The organism is Pseudomonas sp. FW507-12TSA (assembly GCF_058781435.1).
Map to the genome: position 1 here is coordinate 1 of NZ_JBYSWT010000041.1, position 22,200 is coordinate 22,200.

The 22,200-nt window shown below is 62.9% G+C and carries 26 protein-coding genes; 3 read left to right on the forward strand and 23 right to left on the reverse strand.

Annotation, left to right across the window (positions count from 1 at the left end):
* Both AC3WK8_RS28715 and AC3WK8_RS28720 read left to right on the forward strand, forming a co-directional pair.
* Window positions 1-250, forward strand: a 250-nt coding sequence (locus AC3WK8_RS28715) for a hypothetical protein (RefSeq protein ID WP_103326495.1), incomplete at its 5' end; no start/stop codon positions are given.
* 61 nt (window positions 251-311) lie between these two features.
* Complete coding sequence (locus tag AC3WK8_RS28720; protein WP_085597177.1) at window positions 312-692, forward strand: Rho termination factor N-terminal domain-containing protein; 381 nt, start codon at window positions 312-314, stop codon at window positions 690-692.
* A 5-nt stretch (window positions 693-697) separates the two neighbouring features.
* Here the strand turns inward: AC3WK8_RS28720 and AC3WK8_RS28725 are convergent, their stop codons facing one another.
* The 20 genes from AC3WK8_RS28725 to AC3WK8_RS28820 form a co-directional block, all read right to left on the reverse strand.
* Window positions 698-1,618 carry a PfkB family carbohydrate kinase gene (locus tag AC3WK8_RS28725; RefSeq protein WP_103326496.1) on the reverse strand — a complete coding sequence of 307 codons (921 nt, stop codon included), beginning with the start codon at window positions 1,616-1,618 and terminating at the stop codon, window positions 698-700.
* Window positions 1,611-3,077 carry a purine-cytosine permease family protein gene (locus AC3WK8_RS28730; RefSeq protein ID WP_085597185.1) on the reverse strand — a complete coding sequence of 489 codons (1,467 nt, stop codon included), beginning with the start codon at window positions 3,075-3,077 and terminating at the stop codon, window positions 1,611-1,613. The genes AC3WK8_RS28725 and AC3WK8_RS28730 overlap by 8 nt, the downstream gene beginning before the upstream one ends.
* A gap of 160 nt (window positions 3,078-3,237) precedes the next feature.
* Window positions 3,238-4,236, reverse strand: coding sequence for an ADP-ribosylglycohydrolase family protein (locus AC3WK8_RS28735; RefSeq protein WP_085597186.1), 999 nt, complete (start codon window positions 4,234-4,236; stop codon window positions 3,238-3,240).
* Window positions 4,233-4,946, reverse strand: a complete 714-nt coding sequence (locus tag AC3WK8_RS28740; RefSeq protein WP_031321263.1) for a GntR family transcriptional regulator — start codon at window positions 4,944-4,946, stop codon at window positions 4,233-4,235. Before AC3WK8_RS28740 ends, AC3WK8_RS28735 begins: the two co-directional genes overlap by 4 nt.
* Window positions 4,947-5,096: 150 nt before the next feature.
* Entirely contained in the window at window positions 5,097-5,660 is a 564-nt protein-coding gene (locus tag AC3WK8_RS28745) for a DUF1285 domain-containing protein (RefSeq protein ID WP_103326497.1), read from the reverse strand.
* A 17-nt stretch (window positions 5,661-5,677) separates the two neighbouring features.
* Window positions 5,678-6,280, reverse strand: coding sequence for a DUF4823 domain-containing protein (locus AC3WK8_RS28750; RefSeq protein ID WP_022643181.1), 603 nt, complete (start codon window positions 6,278-6,280; stop codon window positions 5,678-5,680).
* Between the two features lie 101 nt (window positions 6,281-6,381).
* The gene (locus AC3WK8_RS28755) at window positions 6,382-7,350 is read right to left on the reverse strand and encodes a GTP 3',8-cyclase MoaA (protein WP_103326498.1); all 969 of its coding nucleotides are present in this window, start codon (window positions 7,348-7,350) and stop codon (window positions 6,382-6,384) included.
* A gap of 138 nt (window positions 7,351-7,488) precedes the next feature.
* Window positions 7,489-8,127 (reverse strand): TetR/AcrR family transcriptional regulator, encoded by a 639-nt coding sequence (locus tag AC3WK8_RS28760; RefSeq protein ID WP_085597189.1) that lies wholly within the window; start codon window positions 8,125-8,127, stop codon window positions 7,489-7,491.
* A gap of 739 nt (window positions 8,128-8,866) precedes the next feature.
* A complete protein-coding gene (locus tag AC3WK8_RS28765; RefSeq protein ID WP_103326499.1) occupies window positions 8,867-9,658 on the reverse strand; it encodes a TatD family hydrolase in 792 nt (263 codons plus the stop codon).
* An 84-nt stretch (window positions 9,659-9,742) separates the two neighbouring features.
* The gene (locus AC3WK8_RS28770) at window positions 9,743-10,729 is read right to left on the reverse strand and encodes a DNA polymerase III subunit delta' (protein ID WP_103326500.1); all 987 of its coding nucleotides are present in this window, start codon (window positions 10,727-10,729) and stop codon (window positions 9,743-9,745) included.
* A complete protein-coding gene (gene tmk, locus AC3WK8_RS28775) occupies window positions 10,722-11,354 on the reverse strand; it encodes a dTMP kinase (protein WP_053135813.1) in 633 nt (210 codons plus the stop codon). Before tmk ends, AC3WK8_RS28770 begins: the two co-directional genes overlap by 8 nt.
* Window positions 11,355-11,373: 19 nt before the next feature.
* Window positions 11,374-12,543 (reverse strand): endolytic transglycosylase MltG, encoded by a 1,170-nt coding sequence (gene mltG, locus AC3WK8_RS28780; RefSeq protein ID WP_103326501.1) that lies wholly within the window; start codon window positions 12,541-12,543, stop codon window positions 11,374-11,376.
* 3 nt (window positions 12,544-12,546) lie between these two features.
* Entirely contained in the window at window positions 12,547-13,362 is an 816-nt protein-coding gene (gene pabC, locus AC3WK8_RS28785) for an aminodeoxychorismate lyase (protein ID WP_103326502.1), read from the reverse strand.
* On the reverse strand, window positions 13,362-14,606 hold the full coding sequence (gene fabF / locus AC3WK8_RS28790; RefSeq protein ID WP_031321260.1) for a beta-ketoacyl-ACP synthase II: 1,245 nt from the start codon (window positions 14,604-14,606) through the stop codon (window positions 13,362-13,364). Before fabF ends, pabC begins: the two co-directional genes overlap by 1 nt.
* 112 nt (window positions 14,607-14,718) lie before the next feature.
* Window positions 14,719-14,955 carry an acyl carrier protein gene (acpP, locus tag AC3WK8_RS28795; protein WP_004884578.1) on the reverse strand — a complete coding sequence of 79 codons (237 nt, stop codon included), beginning with the start codon at window positions 14,953-14,955 and terminating at the stop codon, window positions 14,719-14,721.
* A 195-nt stretch (window positions 14,956-15,150) separates the two neighbouring features.
* Window positions 15,151-15,891 (reverse strand): 3-oxoacyl-ACP reductase FabG, encoded by a 741-nt coding sequence (fabG, locus tag AC3WK8_RS28800; protein ID WP_022643173.1) that lies wholly within the window; start codon window positions 15,889-15,891, stop codon window positions 15,151-15,153.
* 16 nt (window positions 15,892-15,907) lie between these two features.
* On the reverse strand, window positions 15,908-16,846 hold the full coding sequence (gene fabD / locus AC3WK8_RS28805; protein WP_085597194.1) for an ACP S-malonyltransferase: 939 nt from the start codon (window positions 16,844-16,846) through the stop codon (window positions 15,908-15,910).
* Window positions 16,847-16,972: 126 nt separating this feature from the next.
* Complete coding sequence (gene plsX, locus AC3WK8_RS28810) at window positions 16,973-17,983, reverse strand: phosphate acyltransferase PlsX (protein ID WP_085066058.1); 1,011 nt, start codon at window positions 17,981-17,983, stop codon at window positions 16,973-16,975.
* Between the two features lie 3 nt (window positions 17,984-17,986).
* Window positions 17,987-18,169 carry a 50S ribosomal protein L32 gene (gene rpmF, locus AC3WK8_RS28815; RefSeq protein WP_003179396.1) on the reverse strand — a complete coding sequence of 61 codons (183 nt, stop codon included), beginning with the start codon at window positions 18,167-18,169 and terminating at the stop codon, window positions 17,987-17,989.
* A gap of 13 nt (window positions 18,170-18,182) precedes the next feature.
* Window positions 18,183-18,710 (reverse strand): YceD family protein, encoded by a 528-nt coding sequence (locus tag AC3WK8_RS28820; protein ID WP_053135801.1) that lies wholly within the window; start codon window positions 18,708-18,710, stop codon window positions 18,183-18,185.
* A gap of 104 nt (window positions 18,711-18,814) precedes the next feature.
* Between AC3WK8_RS28820 and AC3WK8_RS28825 the strand changes: the two genes are divergently transcribed.
* Window positions 18,815-19,393, forward strand: coding sequence for a Maf family protein (locus tag AC3WK8_RS28825; protein WP_022643168.1), 579 nt, complete (start codon window positions 18,815-18,817; stop codon window positions 19,391-19,393).
* Between the two features lie 50 nt (window positions 19,394-19,443).
* Here the strand turns inward: AC3WK8_RS28825 and sppA are convergent, their stop codons facing one another.
* The 3 genes from sppA to rluC are packed head-to-tail and all read right to left on the reverse strand — an operon-like array spanning window position 19,444 to window position 22,063.
* On the reverse strand, window positions 19,444-20,433 hold the full coding sequence (gene sppA, locus AC3WK8_RS28830) for a signal peptide peptidase SppA (RefSeq protein ID WP_103326503.1): 990 nt from the start codon (window positions 20,431-20,433) through the stop codon (window positions 19,444-19,446).
* Window positions 20,434-20,454: 21 nt separating this feature from the next.
* A complete protein-coding gene (locus AC3WK8_RS28835; protein WP_103326504.1) occupies window positions 20,455-21,117 on the reverse strand; it encodes an HAD-IA family hydrolase in 663 nt (220 codons plus the stop codon).
* Window positions 21,107-22,063, reverse strand: a complete 957-nt coding sequence (gene rluC, locus AC3WK8_RS28840; RefSeq protein WP_085597198.1) for a 23S rRNA pseudouridine(955/2504/2580) synthase RluC — start codon at window positions 22,061-22,063, stop codon at window positions 21,107-21,109. Before rluC ends, AC3WK8_RS28835 begins: the two co-directional genes overlap by 11 nt.
* Between the last annotated feature and the right edge of the window lie 137 nt (window positions 22,064-22,200).

The following is a 22,200-nucleotide window of genomic DNA, read 5'->3' on the forward strand; positions in this document are numbered from 1 at the left end:
CACCAACCCCGTGGAAGGCCCCAAGTCCCCAGCCACCCAAGGCTCACCGAAGATCAACATCAACCCGCCGACCATGGACGAGGGCTCGTTGCCACCAGCCACCGGCACCGATCCACGGATCCAGGGCAACGACAACGGCCGCCAGGGCGGCGCCGGCACCCTGGACTCCGGGACGCCGGACAACGGCAAGAGCGGTACCGGCTCCAAGACCACCACCGGCGGCTCGGGCTCCGAAGGTAGCAATCAGTAACGGGCCATTCGCGCTGTCATCCAGCCAGTCCTGCTTGCCAGGATCCAAGAGGAAAGATGCCATGACTCGAGGAAGCAAAGCCAAGTACACCCTGGCCCAGCGCCGCAAGGCGGCGGCCATCGAGGCCAGCTATGAAGAACGCGGCCTGCCCCCGGAAGAGGCCGAAGCCAGGGCCTGGGCCACGGTCAACAAGCAGTCCGGCGGTGGCGAGCGGGCCGGAGGCTCCGGCAGGGACAAGCACCCGGCGGACAAGGCCCGGGCCCGCAGCGACTCAGCCCGGCGCGCAGCCGCGAGCCGCGAGGGCCATCCGCGTAACAGCAAGGCGTCGCTGTCCACCCAGAGCAAGGACAGCCTGCTCCAGGAAGCGCGGGTGAAGAACATTGCGGGACGCTCGCGGATGCGCAAGCAGGAGTTGATCGAGGCCCTGCGCAAGGCCGGCTGAAGCCTTCAACCGGCCCGCAGCAGCACATCCACCTCGGCGCTGCGAGGAGCGGTGGCCGGCCCCCGGCGCGTCACCGCCAGGGCCGCCGCCGCATTGGCCCGGCGCGCGGCGGCCAGGGGTGCGAGACCAGCGGCCAGCGCGGCGATGAACACCCCGGCGTGGGCATCCCCGGCACCGTTGCTGTCCACCGCCTCGACTGCGAATCCAGGTACCCGCACCGCCTCGCCCTGCTGGTTGAGCCAGCAGCCCTGGGCACCGTCGCGCAGCACCATCAATGCCTCGCGGGCCAGTTGCGGGGCCAGCCGCAGCATGGCCTCGGCGATGTCCTGGCTAGCGGTGAACTGCAGGGCCTCGGCGCGATTGCTGCTCCAGATATTCACCCGGGGCAGCAAGGCCGCCAGCAGCGCCGGTTCCACCAAAGCCAGTAGCGGCCCCGGGTCGAACATCAGCGGCAGCGTGGCCGGTAGCTCCAGCAACCAGTCGAGCAGGGCTTGGGCCTTGTGCGCCTGCAACAGGCTATAGCCACTGACGTACAAGTAGTCTGTGGCTGTCACTGTTACCTGGGCCAGGTCCTCGGCCGACAGCTCGCCCTCGGCGCCGATATGGGAAATGAAGGTGCGTTCGGCACTGTCATCGGTCAGCGCCACGCACACACCAGTGTCGGCACCGGGACTGCAAGCCAGGCTCAGGCGAATGCCTTCGGCCTGCATCGCCGCGCGTACCAGGTCGCCGAAGCGACCCTGGCCATGACGGCCGAGATAGACCACCGGCATACCGCTGCGCGCCGCCGCCACCATGACATTGAAACCGCCACCGGCCTCGAAGTTCGCCGACCTGGCCAGCACATCGCCGCCTGGTGACGGCAGGCCGGGCACGTCCATGACCAGGTCGACGATGGCCTGGCCGCTGTGCAGCAACCTAGGCATTGGCCTGCTCGATGAAAGCGGCGCGTCGATCGCGAGCCCCGCCCAGGAGCCCATAACCGCCACCGGCGACCAGGAAGGTGATGACCCAGCCCAGGCCGTTCTGGCCCAGCCAGGAATCAGCCAGCGGCCCGGTGAACCAGACATCCTCGGCGGTGGTGCCGATGCTGGTGAAACAGAACCCCAGGACGATGGCCAGCACCCAGGCGCCAAACGCCCGCCACTCGATGCCGCCCTGGTACCAGTAGGCACTGGTGGGGCTGACATCCAGCAAGTCGGCGGCGCTGTAGTAGTGACGGTGGACCAGATCCATCACGAAGATCCCCACCCAGGCGGTGATGGGTACCGCCAGCAGGGAAATGAAACTGATGAAGGGGCCATAGAAGCTGTCGGCGATCAGCATGAAATAGATCGAGCCGATGAAGATCGCCACGATGTCCACCAGCACCGCATAGACGCGCTTGACCTTGAGGCCCAGGGTCAGCGCAGTGAGGCCGGCGGAATACACCGACAGGTTGTTGGACAGCAGCAACCCGCCAAAAGCGGCGACCAGGTACGGCACCGCCATCCAGGTCGGCAGCATGTCACGGATGGCGATGATCGGATCCACCGCCGACGCCAGGTGGTCATTGCCCACCGATAGCAGCCCGCCCAGGGTGATCAGCAGCACCAACGGGATGCCGGCGCCAAAGGCCGCCGAGGCCACCAGGCGGCCGGCAGTGACCGAGCGCTGCTGGTAGCGCGACATGTCCGCGCCGGAGCTGGCCCAGCCGATCCCGGTGCCGGCGGCCATGGTGCCAATGCCGATGATCATCGCGCTCATGGGCGCCGGCGAGGCGTTGAACACCGCCGTCCAGTCGATGGTGGCACAGAGAAAACCGCCCACCAGCACGTTCAACGCACCGAAGCCGTAGGTCGCCCACTTCTGGATCAGCAGCAAGGTGGCATGGCCCAGGCCGGACACGCTCAGGGTCAGCAGGACGAAGATGGCAATGAACAGCAAGGTCAGCAGCGGTGCGTCCTTGGCCGAGGCCGGGGTCTGGAAGAGGATCGAGCTCAGGGACAGCAGGACGAAGGCCGCGGTGGTGGTATTGACCGTTTCCCAGCCCACCCGGGACAGCATCGACACCAGGGTCGGGCCGATGTTGCCACGCACACCGAAGATGGCCCGGGACAGGGTCAGACTTGGCGCCCGTCCCCGCCGGCCGGCCACGGAGATGAGGCCGACCACCGCGAACGACCCCACCGACCCGAGGATCGCCACCAACAGCACCTGCCAGATCGACAACCCGCGAAAAGCCACCAGCGTCGCCCCCAGGGGCAAGCCCAGGATGCTGATGTTGGCCGCGAACCAGACCCAGAACAGTTGCAGCGGATGACCGTTGCACTCCGCCTCGGGAACCGGCTCGATACCCCGGGTCTCCAGTTGCCCGGCACCCTGCCCGCCTGTCGATGAACTCATGTTTGACGCTCCTTGCCATTGTTGTGGTGTCAGGCAATTTCGGAAGTCGTTGAACGTCCCGGCATTCCCGGCCATATCCGGCGCCTGCGTGGTCTGGCAGGCACCGGGCTTTCCCTGACGATCGGCAGCTTGCCGACGATGCAGCAACAAGCCCGGCGACTCAGCGCAGGGCCAGCAGTTGTTCTACCAGAGGCTGCAGGTCCAGCCCATTGACTTGCCGCAACAGGGCGATCAGCTCGCCAGGCCAGCACTGCAAGCCCTGGCAGGCACCGAGCATGGCGCCCAGGATGGCCGCGATGGTATCGGTATCGCCGCCCAGGCTGGCCGCCATGCACAGGGCCTCGAACGGCTCCAACCGGCCCTGCGCCACTTGCCCGGCCAGGGCGAAGCTGGCCACCACCGACTCTTGGGAAGCCACCGAGGTACCGACCAGTTCATACAGGGTCTGGGCGAATCCGGCCTTGTCGCCAGCCACCCCCAGGGTCGCGGCCCATTGCAGCCGGGCCGCCATGCTCGCGCCGGCCACCCAGTGCCCCTGCACCTCGGCCTGGTTGGCGATCTGCCGGCCCAGGGCCAGGGCGTCGCCCAGGGACGCACCATTGATACCAGCGGAGACCACTGCCGCTACAGCGGCGGCACTGGCGATGCCCAGGCTGGTGTTGTGGGTCACCTGGCAGGCCTGGACCACCGCCCGGATGAATGCCTCGGGCGCCGCCACGTCGCTGGCGATGCCCACCGGGGTGATCCGCATGGCCGCGCCATTGGTGGTGCCGTAGCGCCCCGCCTCCTCCACCGAGTGGCCGGCGAGGATCATTTCGATAGCGTGCTTGGTGGAAGGGCCGAGCAGGTCCTGGGAGCCCCTGGCCTGCATCGCCGCTTCCCAGTCGATCAGGCTCTGGGCCAGCTCCTGGGGGGCGATCCGCCCGTGGCCGCGGACCAGCAACTGGCCGACCAGGATGGCTTGCTCGGTGTCGTCGGTGATCGAGCCCCTGGGCATGTTGGCGGCGATCGGCTGGTCCGGGCCGGCGTCCTCCAGGGTATGGATGGTCCCGAAGCGCTGCAGGATCTGCTCACGACTCAGGGATTGGGTGGGCATGCCCAGGGCGTCGCCCAGGGCCAGTCCATAAAAAGCGCCAAGTGCCCGCTGCAGCGGGCTCACTGGGACTCTCCAAATTGCAGGTGCATGCGGAAATGCTGCGGATCCAGCAGGCTCTCGACCTGCTCCATGAAACGCCCCTGGCGGTCGTAAGTCGTGCGCAGGGCCTTGAGGAACACCTCTCCAGTGGCCCGCCCCAGCAGTTCGGCATCTTCGACGCTCAGCGGCTCGGCGCCGATCCACTGGTCGCCACGCTCGCCGATATAGCCGTAGGCAGCCAGGGTTATGGTCAGGGAATCATCGATCAGGCCGACCCGGGGCAGGCCTTCCAGTCCGCCGGATGCGGGGATCAGCGAACGCTCCAGGGACAATACCCGGCCATCGGTGCTGCGCCGGCGCCGATCCAGGGCGATGAACTGATCGGTACCCAGGCGATGCTTGAGATCCGGGCGGCAGATCGCCTCCAGGCGCAGCACCTCGGTATTGATCAGCGCCCCGCTGTCGGCCAGCGCCTGGGCCCAACCGTGGTTCTGGTCCAGGGCGACACCATCGAAGGTGACGATGGAACCGACCCCGCTTTGCGTGGCGATGTAGTTGCGACGCTTGAGCTCGGCCAGGGCCTCGCGCAAGGTGCCGCGACTGACACCGAATTCCTCGGCCAGGCGATGCTCGCCCGGCAGTTGAGAGCCGTCTTCCATCAGACCGCTTTCAATGCGCCGGATCAGTTCGTCGACCACCCTTTTTTTCTTATCGAATCGGACATGTTTGATCATGTCCGGCTTGATACATGAAACGTCCGAGGAAGAGCAAGAAATATCTTCTTACAACAGTTCGAAACGTCCCCGAGGCGACCGGGCGGCTTGCGCCCGTTCATTTCCCGGCGAGCCTGCAACGGCTGGCAACCTGGAACGGATCCCGGAGGGCTAGGGCTCCTGGCCGATGGGGAAGAACACTCCGTCACTCCACACCCCGAGCCAGCTCTGGCCATCGAGGATGCGGGTCTGCGCCAGGTCCACCAACTGGTAGAAGACGTTGCGGTGGATCAGCGCCTCCAGATTGTGTCGAACCAGGATATATGGCGCCGGCTCCTGGGTCCGGGGATCGATGGCCACCCGCAGCGGGTGCTGGTTGCCGGCACACACCTGTTCATCGACATTGGTGGCAAAGCGCAGCACCTGGTCTTCACCCTGCCCTTGCACCTGGAGGGTCACGGCGACGAAGGGCGCATCGTCGACCTTGATCCCCACCTTCTCCACCGGAGTGACGAGGAAATAGTCGTCGCCATCGCGGCGGATGATGGTGGAGAACAACTTGACCATGGGCTTGCGGCCGATGGGAGTGCCCAGGTAGTACCAGGTGCCGTCGCGGGCGATACGCATGTCGATATCGCCGCAGAAATCGGGGTTCCATGAATGGACCGGTGGCAGGCCTTTTTCGGCCGTGGGAATCTGCGCCAGCAGATCATTGGCTTTGCCTGGACCACTCATGCCACCCTCCTCGTCAATCAGTCGCTCAGACCCAACAGGCTACGAGCGTATTGCTGCAAGGGCGGGCCGAGCAAGTCTTGTGGCTTGTTATCGTGGAACGTCAGTAAACCGCCGCGACTGCGAATCCGCGCCGAATCGATCAGATACTGGGTGCTGGTTTCGATCAACATGATCTGGATGGTGCTGGTGTCGATGCCAAGACGGTCCACTGCTTCCTGGTCCAGCCACTCATCGGAGTTGCCGATGCGATCGTCGGCCTTGGCGAAACGCGCATAGAGCAGGTAGTGCGCACCCTGGCTGCGGGCCTCGGCCATGGCCTCGTTGAGACCTTCCGGAGCGCGAGCCCGGCGAACCATGGGGAAATACTCGACGAAACCGTTGAAAGCCTCTTCGGCCACTACGTTGGGCCGTGGATAGGCATTGCCAGGCGGCACGAAATGCCCCTGGGCGATGAAAATGTACGAATCAGGCTGAATGCGGAACGAGCTGGTGCGACGGGTATCGCTGTGATCGAGCACACCCGCGTCGCTCAGGTGGTAGCGCACCCCTTCGCCCATATCACTGACATTCATGCAGCCGCCGAGCGCCAAAAAGGCCAGCAGCAAAACCAGGCTACGCATCCTACCCCTCCAAGAGCCGGTGACGGAAAACCGGCGAATGGCCACGAGATGCAGCTTCCGCGCCAGCTCCGCACTTGCAGGGCAGCGTTTGCGCAAGAGGATCAACCACCGATGATCTTCATCACCGTGGCACCACCTGAGAAGGCCACATCCTGCTTGTCGCCCAGGGCCTTGACCAGCAGCCCTTGCAAGGCTGGCAGGGCCTGGTGCCGTGGCTTGTCCAGCAGGTCGCCGACATAGTGGCGATTGCTCGACGACAGGCAACCGTGCAACCAGCCGGTGGACGACAGCCGCAGGCGCGAGCAGGTCCGGCAGAACGGCACGCTTTCGTTGGCGATCACGCCGAAGTGGCCAAGGCCGGGAATCTGGTAGCGCACGGCCGTGGCATCCACCGGCGCGTCGGCCTGGAGGTACTCGTAGCGCTGGCCGATCAGGTCCAGCAATTGCCGCAGGCTGACGAATTGCTGCAGGAAGGCGTTGTTGTCGCTGGCCAGGTGGCCCATGCGCATCAACTCGATGAAGCGCAGCTCATACCCCTGCTCGAGGCAGTAATCGAGCAACGGCATGACCTGGTCCAGGTTCTGCCCGCGCAACGGCACCATGTTGACCTTGATCTTCAATCCCGCGGCCCGCGCCTGCCCCAGGCCGTCGAGCACCGTGGCCAGGTCGCCGCCACGGGCGATACCGCGAAAGGCCGCGGCGTCCAGGGTGTCGAGGGAAACGTTGATACGGCGGATACCGGCATCCACCAGCAGCGGCAGCTTGCGGGCCAGTAGCTGGCCATTGGTGGTCAGGCTGATGTCTTCCAGGCCCATGCGCCCCACCGCGCCCATGAAGGCTTCCAGCTTGGGACTGACCAGGGGTTCGCCACCGGTGATACGCAGGCGCTCGATGCCCGCCGCCTCGATCAGGTAGGCCACGCCGCGGGCCATCGCCTCGGCCGACAACTCGTCCCGGGCGGCCACCAGCCGCTTGCCGTTGGGCACGCAGTAGGTACAGGCGTAATTGCAGGCTGACGTCAGGCTGATCCGCAGATTGCGAAAGCGCCTGCCTTGACGGTCAACGATCATGGATGACTCCGGCGAAGGAAGGGAAAGGCGCGCAAAACCTGACTCAAAAATCAGGTTTTGACAAGTCCCATGCCTGAGTATATTCCTCGGGCACTGCGCCATACAGGTCCTGATGGCGCAATCCCAAGGCGGGCGGGCTCAGCTGCCGGAGGTGTCGGGGTCGCGCTTGCGCTTGTTGCCCATGCGCACGCCGATGTCCATCAGGAACTGGAAGAAGCCTTCCTGATCTTCCAGGACATTGCTCCAGAACGGCGAGTGATACAGCGCCACCGCGCCATGCACCAATGCCCAGGAAGCGCAGTAGTGGAAGTACGGCGGTACGTCTTCCAGCTTGCCTTCGCTGATGCGGCCCTTGATCAGCAGGGTCAGGCGCTCGAAGTTGGAAGCACGGATCTTGTGCAGCTCCTCGACCATCTCCGGTACCTGGTTGCCCTTGACCACCTTTTCTTCCAGGCGGTCGAACAGCCGATAGCGCTGCGGGTCACGCATGCGGAACTCGAAGTAGGCCCGGGACAGGGCTTCCTTGTCCTTGTCGACATCGGCAGAGTGCAGCAACTCGTTCAGGTCACGCTCGTAATCGAGCATCAGGCGCAGGTAGATCTCCGCCTTGGACTTGAAATGCTTGTAGATGGTCCCTTTGCCGATACCCACTGCATCCGCAATCATCTCGACAGTGACGCTGTCTTCACCTTGTTCGAGGAACAGCTTGAGCGCGGTATCGAGAATTTCTTGCTCGCGGCGGCGAAACTCACGGACCTTACGAGGTTCTTTCTGCATAAGAAAAGATCTGTTCGGGGTCAAAATCGAAGCCGCGTATTATGCCTAACTTGCGCCAAAATGCACGGATCATCCATCGTTGCTGCTGCTTCAGGCATAAAACCCAACTCACCGCCAGCGCCCCGGGAGGCCTGGAAAAGCCGGTATAGGCCATGAATACGGGGTCGGCAACCGGTTCCAGGAAAAAACACCAGGCAACTCCAAGCCCCGGAACAGACCACCAAGCCCCAGTTCCCCCGCAACGGGAACCGCCACCCCCTGGCCAGGGCTGGTCCTTGACGAAAACCAGGCAACGAGTCGCGTTCTCAATCAGCCACGACCGCATGCCCTGCCCTGGCCACAAGCCGATTACATCAACAGCATCGATGCCCAACAGGGGAACAGCCTATGCCCAGTGATGCTCAAGACAAAAGGCGAGGAGGGATTATTTCGTGGAAAACCGAGGGATATCCAGCAAATTTCGGCAAATTATCGAGCAAGATCCGGCTTGCGCCAAAAGTGAGATCTCAAGCGAAGCGCCCGTATTCCAAATTTGTTTAAGAAACGGACAAGGCAAACTGGACTGAACCCGATCCTGATCAATACTTGAACTGTCGGCGGGACATCTCCCCCAAGTGAAACGCCGATCTAGGTGCCGAAGGACCGCGCGCCTAAGTTTTACTCCTAATGGTCTTAACCCGGATTCACCCCCCAGAACCCGGGTTTTTTTTGCCTGGAATTCCTCCAGGCCAGGGCAGGATCAGGCCTGCTCCTTGACCCGCGCCAGGGGGAACAGCCGCTTGAAGTTCGCCGTGGTCTGTGCGGCAAAGGCCTCGTAGGACTCGCCGCGCAACATCGCCAGGAACTCCGCCACTTCACGCACGTACTGCGGCAGGTTGGGTTTGCCGCGATAGGGAATCGGCGCCAGGTAGGGGGAATCGGTTTCCACCAGCAACCGATCGGCCGGTACTTGCCGGGCCACATCACGCAAGGCGTCGGCATTGCGAAAGGTGACGATCCCCGACAGGGAAATATAGAACCCCAGGTCCAGGGCCGCCTTGGCCATGTCCCAGTCCTCGGTGAAGCAGTGCAAGACCCCGGCATTGGGTAGCGCCGCTTCACGCAGCAAGGCCAGGGTATCGGCCCGCGCGCCACGGGTATGCACCACCACCGGCTTGCCGGTCTGCCGGGCCGCCTGCAGATGCAGGCGGAAGGACGCCTGCTGCAGCTCGGCCGCCTCGGGCTCGTAGTGATAGTCCAGGCCGGTCTCGCCGATGGCCACCACCCGTGGATGGTTCAGTTCGTCCAGCAGCCAGTCCAGCGCCGGCGCGGCCCCAGGCTGCACATCCAAAGGATGCACCCCTACCGAACAGTCGACATCGTCATAACGATCGGCCAGGGCCTTCACGTCCGCGGCATTGTCGGCGCTGACACCGATGCACAGGAAGTGTCCGACGCCGCGCTCGCGGGCCGCCGCCAGCGCGGCATCCAGGGAGCCGTCATGGGCGGCCAGGTCGAGGCGATCAAGGTGGCAATGGGAATCTACGAGCATAGGGGCGACAACTTGCATCCGATAAATGAAAAGGCCGGATGACTGCATCCGACCAGGGAAAGAACTGATTCTAGGCGCCGGGCGTCAGTTCTGGGTAGGCAACGCCGCCCATTGCACCAGCAGCGCCTCGAGCAGCAGCACCCGGTTGAGGTTGGCCTTGTTCAGCACCTTCTGCCGCTGGGCCAGGATCCAGTCCTGCATGGCCAGCACCTTGGCCTGGGCGGACTTCTGCGCCAGGTACTGCACCACCTTGCGCATGTCCGCCAGCCCCAGGCCTTGCTCATCCTGGGTCAGTTGATAGCGCAGGATCAGGTTCGACCAGTCGCAGAACCAGTCGAACAGCAACAACAACGGCACGGCGTTCCAGGACTCGGCCAGCTGGGTCGGCGATTGCTGCTGCTTGAGCAGCTTCTTCACCCCTTCCACCACCTGCGCCCGCTGCTCGCGCGCGCCCTGGGTGTGCAGGCTGACGGCGGCCAGGGGCGAACCGGCGGCCAGGGCCAGCAACTCTACCCGCTCCTCGTCGCTGCATTCGGGCAAGGCAGCGGCCAGCCAGTGCATGCTCATGACCTCGCTGGGCAACGGGCACGCCTGCTGCACGCAGCGGCTCTTGATGGTCGGCAGCAATCGGCTGGGCTGGTGGCTGACCAGCAACAGCACGGTGTCCCCGGAAGGTTCCTCGAGGCTCTTCAAGAGGGCGTTGGCGGCATTGATGTTCATCGCCTCCACCGGCTCGATCAGCACCACCTTGCGCCCGCCCAACTGCGCGGTCTGGACCACGAAGCTCACCAGGTCGCGAACCTGGTCGACCTTGATCGGCTTGTCAGCTTCCTCGGGCTCCAGGATGTAGTTGTCCGGATGGCTGCCGGCCTGCAACAGCAGGCAAGACTTGCATTGGCCACAGGCCTCCAGGCCCTCCGGGCGCTGGCACAGCAGCCGGGCCATCAGGCGCTCGGCCAGGGCCCGCTTGCCGATACCCGCCGGGCCATGCAGGAGGTAGGCATGGGCATGCTGGGTACGCCCCGCCAGTTGCTGCCAAAGGCCATCCTGCCAGGGGAAGACGTCAGCCACGGGCGCGCTCCAGCAACTGCGGCAGCAAGCCATCCAGGGAGCGCTGGACCTCGGCCAGGGGCTGGGACGCATCCACCAGGAAATAACGCTCGGGAGCGGCTTGGGCACGCTTGAGGAAGGCTTGGCGAACCTTCTGGAAGAACTCGCGGCCTTCCTGCTCGAAACGATCCAGTCGACCGCGGGCACTGGCACGCGCCAGGCCAACTTCCACCGGCAGGTCGAAGACCAGGGTCAGGTCCGGGCGCAGCGGGCCCTGGACGAAGTCTTCCAGGGCCTCGATCCGTGCCAGGCTCAAGCCGCGGCCGGCGCCCTGGTAGGCATAGGTCGAATCGGTGAAGCGATCGCAGAGCACCACTGCACCGCGCTCCAGCGCCGGGCGGATCACCGTTGCCAGGTGCTGGGCCCGGGCAGCGAATACCAGCAACAGCTCGGTGTCGGCATTCATGATCTCGTCGGCCGGAGTCAACAGCACCTCGCGAATCCGCTCGGCCAGGGGCGTGCCACCCGGTTCGCGGGTCAGCACCACCTCGATGCCCGCTGCGCGCAGGCGCTCGGCGAGGTACTCGCGGTTGGTGCTCTTGCCGGCGCCTTCCGGGCCTTCCAGGGTAATAAACAAACCAGTCACGGGCAGTCCTTGATCAAATTCATTGCGGGCTTTTCGGCGTTTGCCCAGGCTCGGCAGGAACGGCCGCTGGCGCCGTTGGAGTCGGCTCAACCTCGGACGGTGCCTGCTCCGGCGCGGCGCTCGGGCTCGGCGCCTCGGGAGCCGTCGGGCTGGAGGCCGGAGCCGGACTGGAACGATAGTCGGCACGGCGCTTGATTTGGAACTCGCGCACGGCGCTGTTGTGAGCGTCCAGGTCATCGGAGAACACATGGCTGCCATCTCCGCGAGCGACGAAGTACAGGCTCTTGCCCGGCACCGGGTTGAGCGCGGCGTGGATCGCCTCGCGCCCCACCATGGCAATCGGCGTCGGTGGCAGGCCGGCGTTCACATAGGTGTTGTAGGGCGTCGCTTCCTTCAGGTGAGCCCGGGTCAACTTGCCGGTGTAGCGCTCACCCAGGCCGTAGATCACTGTGGGATCGGTCTGCAGCAGCATGCCGATCTGCATCCGGCGCACGAACACACCGGCAATCTGCCCACGTTCCTGGGGCACGCCGGTTTCCTTCTCCACCAGGGAGGCCATGATCAGCGCCTGGTAGGGGTCGGCATAGGGAACATCCTCGGCGCGCTTGTCCCACTCCTTGGCCAGCACGCTGTCCAGGCGGTCGTAGGCCTTGGCCAGGAGCTCGGCATCGCTCATGCCCCGGACGAAGCGATAGGTATCGGGAAAGAACCGCCCCTCGGGAAACACCCCACCGTGGCCGAGTTTTTCCATCACCTGGGCGTCGCTGAGGCCGGCCAGGGTTTGTTGCAACTTGTCGCTCTTGGCCAGGGCATTGCGGACCTGGCGGAAGTTCCAGCCCTCCACCAGGGTCAGGCTGTATTGCACCACCTCGCCGCGCTGCCAGGCACCGATCAGGCCCTGGGCAGTCATGCCCGGGGTCATGCGGTACTCACCACTGTGCAGGGGCTGGCCCGGCAGGTTGAAACGCCAATACAGGCGCAGCCAGAAAGCATCCTGGATCACACCGTCGGCTTGCAGGCGATTGAAGGTTCCGGTGGGGGTGGAGCCGGCGGGAACATCGAGCAGTTGTTCCTGACTCAGGTTCAACGGTTGCTCCAGGGCCGAGTTCAGTTTCCAGGCACTGACACCCAGCAGCAGCCCTGCCAGGACCAGTCCGGTTTCCAGCAGGAGCAGTAATTTACGTCTCACGAATCAAGCATCCAGTAGTGCGCGGGTAATGCCCTGCAGTTTACGGGTGAGCGGTCCCGCCGACCAGCGCATCCCGGCGCAGCACAGTACCGGCCAGATGCCATAGACGCTGTTGCACACGAAGACTTCATCAGCCTGCCGCAACTGCTCGAGACTGATGTCGGTGATCGCCACGGGAATGCCTTGCAGCTGGGCCTGGGCAAGGATTTCGCCGCGCATCACCCCGGCCACGCCACAACGGCTCAGGTCCGACGTCAGCAGCTGCCCTCCAGCGACCAGGAACAGATTGCTGAACACGCCCTCGATCACGCGCCCGGCGCCATCGAGCATCAGGCCTTCGGCATGCTCGCTATCGCGCCATTCGGCACGGGCCAGGACCTGCTCCAGGCGGTTGAGGTGCTTGAGACCAGCCAGCAAGGGCTGCTCGGACAGGCGCGTGGCACAAGGAAACAGCCGAATGCCTTGTGCGGCATGGGCCGCCGGGTAGGCCGGCAAGGCGCCACCCTGGAGGATCCGCCGCGCCGGCGCCGCAGGATCGGCCGCGTAGCCGCGCAGGCTATCGCCCCGGGTCAGGATCAGCTTGAGCACCCCTTCGTCCAGGGCTTGGGCGTAGGCCAGCACTTCGCTGCGCACCAGCTCCGGATCCGTCACCAGGGCCAAGCGCCGACAGCCTTCGGCCAGGCGCTGCAAGTGCCGCTCGAGCAGCAGCGGCTTGCCGGATCTGACGGCGATGGTCTCGAACAGACCATCGCCGTAGGCCAGGCCACGGTCCTTGAGCGACAGAGCGTCAGCCGGACGACCGTCGACCCAGCTGTGCATCACTCGGAAAACCGACGGAATACCAGGGAGCCGTTGGTACCGCCAAAACCGAAGGAGTTGGACAGCACGACATCGATATCCATGCTGCGCGCAGTGTGCGGCACGAAATCCAGGTCGCAGCCTTCATCGGGCTCATCCAGGTTGATGGTGGGTGGCGCGACCTGGCTGTTGATCGCCAGCACGCTGAAGATCGCCTCGATCGCCCCAGCGGCGCCCAACAGGTGGCCAGTCATGGATTTGGTGGAGCTGACCGCGAGCTTGTAGGCGTGGTCGCCGAACACACTCTTGATCGCTTCGGCTTCCGCCAGGTCGCCAGCTGGCGTCGAAGTGCCATGGGCATTGATGTACTGCACCTGGTCGGCATTGATCTTCGCGTCGCGCAAGGCATTGGCGATGCAACGGGCAGCACCGGCGCCATCGGCGGGTGGCGAAGTCATGTGGTAGGCGTCGCCGCTCATGCCAAAACCGATCAGCTCGGCATAGATGGTGGCACCACGCGCCTTGGCATGCTCCAGCTCTTCCAGGACCAGGGCGCCGGAACCATCGGACAGCACGAAGCCATCACGCCCCTTGTCCCACGGCCGGCTGGCGCGGGTCGGTTCGTCGTTGCGGGTCGACAGCGCACGGGAGGCGCCAAAACCACCCATGCCCAGGCCGCAAGCGGCCATCTCGGCGCCACCGGCAATCATCACGTCGGCTTCGCCGTAGGCAATGTTGCGCGCAGCCATGCCGATGCAGTGGGTGCCCGTGGTGCACGCCGTGGAAATGGCGTAGTTCGGTCCCTGGAGCCCAAGGTGAATGGACAGGAAACCGGAAATCATGTTGATGATCGAACCGGGCACGAAGAACGGAGAAATCCGTCGCGGGCCGGAGTCGTGCAGGGTGCGGCTGGTTTCTTCGATATTGGTCAGACCGCCAATACCCGAGCCCATGGCCACGCCGATGCGATCACGGTTGGCATCGGTGACTTCCAGGCCGGCATTGCGTACTGCCTGGAAACCGGCCGCCAGGCCGTATTGAATGAACAGGTCGAGCTTGCGGGCCTCTTTGGCCGACAGGTATTCCTCGACATTGAAGCCTTTTACCGAGCCGCCAAAACGGGTGGAATAGGCAGAAAGGTCGGTGTGCTCGATCAGACCGATGCCACTTTGGCCAGCCAGAATGCCCTGCCAGCTAGTCGGTACATCCGTACCCAGCGGCGACAACATACCCATACCGGTGACTACGACGCGTCTACGCGACACAGCACTCTCCTTTTTCTAATGACGACACTCTTTGCATCAGGCCTAAAGAAAAAACCGCACGCCGTGACGGCAGTGCGGTTTTTCCATGACAGCAAAATACGACTACAAACGATTAAGCCTGGTGGCTGTTAACGTAGTCGATAGCTGCTTGAACGGTAGTGATCTTCTCAGCTTCTTCGTCAGGGATTTCGGTCTCGAATTCCTCTTCCAGAGCCATCACCAGCTCAACGGTGTCAAGGGAGTCGGCACCCAGGTCTTCAACGAAGGAAGCGGTGTTAACAACTTCTTCTTCTTTAACGCCCAGTTGCTCAGCAACGATTTTCTTGACGCGCTCTTCGATGGTGCTCATACCTTGTTTTCACTCCTAATGGACAAATTCAGGCAGCTGGCCAGTGGGTAAGTGTATAGAAAGGCTTTTCAGCTTTTCAACCGAAAGCTTTACCACTCAACCCTTTGGCCATCTGCCTATAAATAGATTGCAGCTTTATAACGGATTTTAGACAGCTCGTATGACACTTTTTTGAAGCAATCCGTCACATCTGCCTCACATGTACATCCCGCCGTTGACCGGGATTGTAGCCCCAGTAACGTATGCCGCACCGTCGGATGCCAGGAAAGCGACCACTTGCGCGATCTCTTGGGCCTGGCCCAGACGGCCCAGCGGAATCTGTGCCTGCAGGGCTTCACGCTGTGCTTCCGGCAGCTCGCGGGTCATATCGGTATCGATGAAACCAGGAGCGACCGAGTTCACAGTGATCGACCGCGAACCTACTTCCCGCGCCAGGGCACGGCTGAAACCTTCGAGGCCGGCCTTGGCGGCGGCGTAGTTTACTTGGCCTGCGTTGCCCATGGCACCCACAACCGAGCCAATATTGATAATTCGACCCCAACGAGCCTTGGTCATGCCGCGCAGGACGCCCTTGGACAGGCGATACAGGCTATTGAGGTTGGTATCGACCACGTCGTACCACTCGTCATCTTTCATGCGCATCATCAGGTTGTCGCGGGTGATACCGGCGTTGTTCACCAGGATCGCCGGCGCACCGAACTGCTCGGTGATGCTGGCCAGGACCGCAGCCACGGACTCGTCGCTGGTGACATTGAGTTCCAGGCCAGTGCCTTGAACGCCGTTTTCCTTGAGGGTGGCAGCGATACGCTCGGCACCCGAGGCGGAAGTGGCGGTACCCACCACGATGGCACCCATGCGCCCCAGCTCGAGGGCGATGGCCTGGCCGATCCCACGGCTGGCGCCGGTCACCAGTGCAACTTTACCTTGCAGACTCATGCAAGCTTCTCCTAGTTCAGGCCAACGCTGCGCGGGCGGCAGCGAAAGCATCCGGGGTATTCAGGTTAGAGGTCGAAACGCCTTCGGCGCAGCGCTTGTTGAGGCCAGCCAGGACCTTGCCCGGACCGCACTCAACCAGCTCGGTAGCACCGCTGGCGGCCAGGGTTTGCACCGATTCGACCCAACGTACAGGCTTGTACAGCTGCTCCAGCAGATCGCGCTTGAGGCTATCCAGGTCAACCGCCACCGCAGCGCTGACGTTCTGCACCAGAGGGATCTGCGGAGCCTGCCAATCGATCGCGGCGATCGACTCGGCAAAACGCTCGGCCGCAGGGCGCATCAGCTCGCAGTGGGATGGCACGCTGACCGGCAACGGCATGGCACGCTTGGCACCGCGGGCCTTGCAACCTTCGATGGCACGGTCCACGGCAGCCTTGGCACCGGCGATCACCACCTGGCCCGGGGAGTTATAGTTCACCGCGCTGACCACTTCACCTTGCGCCGCCTCTTCACAGGCAGCCACCACGTCGGCATCGTCCAGGCCAAGGACCGCCGCCATGGCGCCCTGCCCTGCCGGCACCGCTTCCTGCATCAGCTGGCCACGACGTTCCACCAGCTTGACCGCCTCGGCCAGGGTCAGGCTGCCGGCAGCGACCAGGGCGCTGTACTCGCCCAGGCTGTGGCCGGCAACGAATGCCGGGCGCGCACCGCCCTCGGCCAGCCACAGGCGCCACAGAGCGATGGACGCGGTGAGAATCGCGGGTTGAGTCTTGTCGGTCTGATTCAGCAGCTCCGCCGGACCTTCCTGGGTCAGGGCCCAGAGATCGTAGCCCAGGGCATCGGAGGCTTCCTTGAAAGTATCGAGGATCAACGGGTACTGCGCGCCCAGCTCGGCCAACATGCCGAGGGACTGCGAGCCCTGTCCTGGAAAGACGAATGCGAGGGATGCAGACATGTAACGAGCCCCTAATGATCTTGTCGTCGGAGAATTGACGTCACACCGTAGTGGACGCAAGAAACTGACAGTTGGATGGCCAATCGTACCGAGCGGTCACATTTAAGCATCCCGCCGGGAAAATGCCTAAGGCAGCAGGTCTTCGAGGCGCCCGTGCAAGCGTCGCGGCAGATCTTCCTGGATCTCGATCAGCGCGCGCTGAATCGCACTCTGGAAGCCCTGAACTCCCGCCGAGCCATGGCTCTTGACCACGATCCCCTGTAAACCCAGGAAGCTCGCGCCATTGTGCCGGGCCGGCGCCAGGTCCGCCTGCAGTCGCCGCATCAAAGGCAAGGCCAAGGCCCCTACCGCCCGAGAAAGCATGCCCTGCTTGAACAGCGCCTCGATGCGGGACGCGATCATGGTCGCCAGGCCTTCACTGGACTTGAGCAGGATATTGCCAACGAAGCCGTCACACACCACCACGTCCGCTTCGCCACGATACAGACCGTCTCCCTCGACAAAGCCGATGTAGTTCAAGCCCCGGGCCTGCTGCAGGAGATTCGCCGCCAGCTTGACCTGCTGATTGCCCTTGATGTCTTCGGTGCCGATGTTCAGCAAGGCCACCCGGGGACGAGCGATGCCCAGGCTCTCCGCCGCAACCGAACCCATGATGGCGAACTGCAGCAAATGCTCGGCACTGCAATCGACGTTGGCCCCCAGGTCGAGCAACTGACAGTAGCCGCGCTGGGTGGGAATGGCAGCCACCATTGCCGGGCGATCAATACCGGGCAAGGTCTTGAGTACGTAACGCGACAGCGCCATGAGCGCCCCGGTATTACCGGCACTGACACAAGCCTGGACCTTTTCCTCGCGCAACAGCTCAAGCGCCACCCGCATCGAAGAATCAGGCTTGCCGCGCAAGGCCTGGGAAGGCTTTTCGTCCATGGTGATCACCTCGCTCGCAGGGGCGATCGACAGGCGCGCGCGATCCACGGCCGAATGGCTGGAAATCAGTTCTTCAAGGAGGGAGGGTTGACCCACCAGGGTCAGGTGCAGCGAGGGGGTAGCAGACAGGCACGCAATACTGGCCTGAACAATGCTGCGGGGACCGAAGTCCCCGCCCATTGCGTCAATCGCGATGACTTGAGCGGACAAGGATTACTCGTCAGCGCCCTTGTCGATCACTTTACGACCACGGTATACGCCTTCTGGCGATACGTGGTGACGCAGGTGAACTTCACCGGTGGTCTTTTCTACGGACAGGGTGCTAGCCTCGAGAGCATCGTGGGAACGACGCATGTCACGGGCAGAGCGGGATTTTTTGTTCTGCTGAACAGCCATAATTGATTAACTCCTAAACGTTTGGGTCACGCTTTAACTGCGCCAATACACTGAACGGGTTGGACCGCGTTACCTCGTCCTCGCTCGGTTCGGGCTCATCGAGCCCCGCCGGCTGCTGGCATTCTTCCGGATGATGAGCAGGCACGATGGGCAAGGCGAGCAACAGCTCATCCTCGATCAACGCCTGCAGATCCAAAGGATCTTCGCCCAGTTCCAGCACGTCATAACCTTTCGGCAACGACTGGGTATTCGCACCCTCCTTCACCACCGCGTAACTGCATTCGCTGTGGATCGGCAGGGTGACCAGCTCAAGACAACGCTGGCAAACCATTTTGACTTCGACGTCGATGGAGCTGTGGATAACTACAGCTTTACGCTCGTCACGCTCGAAAACGAATTTAGCCTGCACCGTACCGACATCGTCGGCAAGCGGGTCGCAGAGTCTCTCCAAATCGGCCAGCAGCACTTCCCCCTGGAGGGTGGTACCACGGTCAGCCAATTTGCGCGGGTCAACGTGAGGTGGAATCGGGTCATTCAACATAGGCGCAGCATTATAGGGATGCCCCCAGCCATGTCAAAGGAAATTCAGCCCTGTCCGTCACTTGCCCGCCCCGCTAGAATTCCCGGCCCGCCCAGGAGATGCGCATGCTGCCTTTACTACTCGCCTCAAGCTCGACCTACCGCCGGGAATTACTGTCCCGCCTGCAACTGCCATTCACCTGCAGCTCCCCCGACATAGACGAAAGCCATCGCCCAGGCGAAAGCGCCGTGGAACTGGTCAAACGCCTGGCCGAGGAAAAGGCTCGTGCCCTCGCCCCCAGCCACCCAGGCCACCTGATCATCGGCTCGGATCAAGTCGCAGTATTGGGCGAACGAATCATCGGCAAGCCCCACACCTTCGACAAGGCCCGCCAGCAACTGCTGGACGCCAGCGGCGCCAGCGTGACCTTCCTCACCGGCCTGGCCCTGCTCAACAACCAGACTGGCCAATGCCAGGTCGACTGCATTCCCTTCACAGTGCACATGCGCACCCTGGACGACCAGCGCATCGAGCGCTATCTGAATGCCGAGCGCCCCTTCGATTGCGCCGGCAGCTTCAAGGCCGAGGGCCTCGGGGTCAGCCTGTTCAAAAGCACTGACGGCAGCGACGCCACCAGCCTGGTCGGACTGCCACTTATCCGCCTGGTGGACATGCTGCTGGTCGAAGGCGTGGACATACCTTGAGACCACGAAAAAGCCGGCCATAAGGCCGGCTTTCATTGGACGCCAGAGGCTCAACGCAAGGTCGGCCCCTGGAAGCCCATCCACATGGCGATCTGCTCGGCGACGCTGGCGCCAAGCTTCTTCGAGAAGCGATCGAAGGGCGACTCCTGGACGGTGAAGTCCACCACTTCCTTCTCTCCGATCACGTCACGCGCAACCGAACTGGTATTGCCCAGCCCGTCAATCAATCCCAACTGCAACGCCTGCTCGCCGGACCACACCAGGCCGGAAAACAGCTCGGGGTGCTCCTTGTCCTTCAACCGCTCGCCACGCCCCTGCTTGACGCTGGCGATGAACTGGCGATGAGTGGTGTCCAGCACACCCTGCCAGAACTGCGTCTCCTCGGGCTTTTGCGGCTGGAAGGGGTCAAGGAACGACTTGTGCTCACCAGAGGTATAGGTACGACGCTCGACCCCCAGCTTCTCCATGGTCCCGACAAAGCCATATCCAGCTGCAGTGACGCCGATGGACCCCACGAGGCTGGCCTTGTCGGCATAAATCTGATCAGCAGCACTGGCGATGTAGTAAGCGCCCGAAGCTCCAAGATCGGAAATCACCGCATAGACCTTGGTGTCCTTGTGCAAGGCCCGCAGACGGCGGATCTCGTCATAGACATACCCGGACTGCACCGGGCTGCCACCCGGACTGTTGATTCGCAGCACGATGCCCTTGACCTTCGGATCGTCGAAAGCGGTGCGCAGACTGCCGACGATATTGTCCGCACTGGCAGATTCCTTGTCCGCGATCACCCCGGCCACATCGATTACCGCGGTGTAGCTGCCACCACGGGTGGCGCTCTTCTCGATGCTCATCAACGGAGTGAACACGAGCAATGCCACGAACAGATACACAAAGGTCAGCAACTTGAAGAAGATCCCCCAACGCCGCGACCGCCGCTGTTCCTGGACACCGGCCAACAGGGTCTTTTCTAAGAGTTTCCAGCTTCTGTCGTCAGGGCCTTCGGCGCCCGATGCGCGTGGTGCCTTCCATTCGTCGGTCATGCCTACTACCTCAGCCAAAAATTAACTCGCAGCCCGATTGAGCCAGGCATGCAATTGAGGAAAATGATCGATGGACAAGCGCGGCTCCAGCATTTGCAACGCCTCGATAGGCTGGGCACCGTAGCTTACGGCGACCGAATCCATGCCCGCATTGCGCGCCATCAACAGGTCGAAGGAAGAATCCCCAACCATCAGCGCCTGCCTGGCTCCAACCCCACAATGCGCAAGGATTTCTTCCAGCATCAAGGGGTGCGGTTTGCTGGCAGTCTCATCCGCGGCCCGGGTGATATCGAAGTACTCCCCCCAACCATGAGCCTTCAGCACCCGATCAAGGCCACGCCGCGCCTTGCCGGTCGCGACTGCCAACCGATACCCCTCGACCCGAAAGCTCTCGAGCGACTGCACTACCCCGTCAAATAGCGGCGAGGGCTCGGCATCGAGCGCGATGTAGTGATCCGCGTAGTGCTGACGAAACGTCACCAACTGCTCATCATCGATTTCCGGATACAGGGTCCGGATCGCCTCCGGGAGGCCCAGGCCGATAATGCCCTTGACGGCGGAGTCATCGCACCGGGAAAAGCCGGAACGGTCGGCGGACACATGCATCGATTCGACAATCCGACCAATGGAATCCGCCAGGGTGCCATCCCAATCGAAGATCAGCAGCTTGTAATCAGGGTGCACTCAGGCGCTCCACGGTCCTGGCCCACATCTCGTCCACCGGGGCCTGCAATTTCAGCTCGCCACCATCGGGCAGCGGCACCGTCAACATGTAGGCGTGCAGGAACAGGCGTTTACCGCCCAGATCGCGGATTTCCCGAGTGAAATCATCGTCGCCGTACTTGCTGTCACCGGCGATGCAATGCCCGGCATGCAGGGTGTGCACCCGAATCTGATGCGTACGTCCGGTCACCGGCTTGGCTTCGACCATGGTGGCAAAATCGCCGAAGCGACGCAGAACCTTGAACACCGTCAAGGCCTCCTTGCCCTCTTCGTTGACCTCCACCATGCGCTCCCCAGAGCGCAGGTTGCTCTTGAGCAACGGGGCCCGCACTTGCTTCAAGGCGGTCGCCCAATGGCCACGCACCAACGCCATGTAGCGTTTATCCACACCGTCGCCACGCAATGCAGCATGCAAATGACGCAACATGCTGCGCTTCTTGGCGATCATCAGGAGACCGGAAGTGTCGCGATCGAGGCGATGCACCAACTCCAGCTCCTTGGCATCCGGCCGCAACTGACGAAAGGCTTCGATCACGCCGAAATTCAGGCCACTGCCGCCATGCACGGCAATGCCGGCCGGCTTGTTGATCACGATCAGCGCCTTGTCTTCGAAGACGATGGAAGACTCCAGACGCTGCAGCAACCCCTGGGCCAGAGGCACAGGCTCATCGCGCTCGGGCACGCGCACCGGGGGCACGCGCACAACATCGCCCTCCTGCAACTTGTACTCGGGCTTGATCCGCCCCTTGTTCACCCGCACTTCGCCTTTGCGCAAAATGCGATAAATCAAGGTCTTGGGCACGCCTTTGAGTCGAGCGAGAAGGAAATTATCAATACGTTGGCCGGCATATTCCGGCGTGACCTCAAGCAGTTGAACGCCTGGAGTCGAGGGGGCAGTAGTCGTCATGTCGCGGATAATAACAATTTTTATGGATTTGAAGCACTTAATGATTACTGCTATAGTCGCGAACGCCGCCAAAAGCGGCTGGACAGAGGAACAGCGGCCAACAGCCGGCCCTGACCAACGCAATTCATGAGGACGCA